The organism is Salipiger marinus (assembly GCF_035481585.1).
Taxonomy (GTDB): Bacteria; Pseudomonadota; Alphaproteobacteria; order Rhodobacterales; family Rhodobacteraceae; genus Salipiger; species Salipiger marinus.
In genome coordinates this window covers 1-579 of sequence record NZ_JAYKSL010000099.1, presented here as the reverse complement: position 1 = coordinate 579, position 579 = coordinate 1, and the positions used below count along the sequence as shown (strand labels likewise).

Genomic DNA, 579 nt, shown 5'->3' with positions numbered 1-579 from the left:
AGAAGATGGCCCGCCTGCCGGTCGAGGTCGATGTCGCCTCGGAGTTCCGCTACCGCGAGCCGCCCATCCTGCCCGGCACCGCCGCCCTGTTCGTCAGCCAGTCGGGCGAGACCGCCGACACGCTGGCCGCGCTGCGCTACTGCCGCGACAAGGCTGACACCATCCTGTCGGTGGTCAATGTGGACACCAGCTCCATCGCGCGGGAAAGCGACGTGGCGCTGCCCATCCATGCCGGCATCGAGGTGGGTGTGGCCTCGNAGGCTGACACCATCCTGTCGGTGGTCAATGTGGACACCAGCTCCATCGCGCGGGAAAGCGACGTGGCGCTGCCCATCCATGCCGGCATCGAGGTGGGTGTGGCCTCGACCAAGGCCTTCACCTGCCAGCTCAACGTGCTGCTGCTGCTGGCCATCAGCGCCGCCTGCGCGCGCGGTCACATGTCGGAGGCCGAGAAGAGCCAGCTTCTGACCGAACTCCGGGCGCTGCCGGGGCTGTTCAACGCGACGCTCGACCGCTCCGCCGACATGGAGGAAGCGGCCCGCAAGATCGCCGAGGCGCGGGACGTGCTGTTCCTCGGGC

1 protein-coding gene is annotated in these 579 nt (G+C 68.9%); it reads left to right on the top strand.

Annotation, left to right across the window (positions count from 1 at the left end; all coding sequences use genetic code 11):
- The coding region (locus VK682_RS27315) for an SIS domain-containing protein (protein WP_324783007.1) at positions 1 to 579 on the top strand (579 nt) is incomplete at both ends.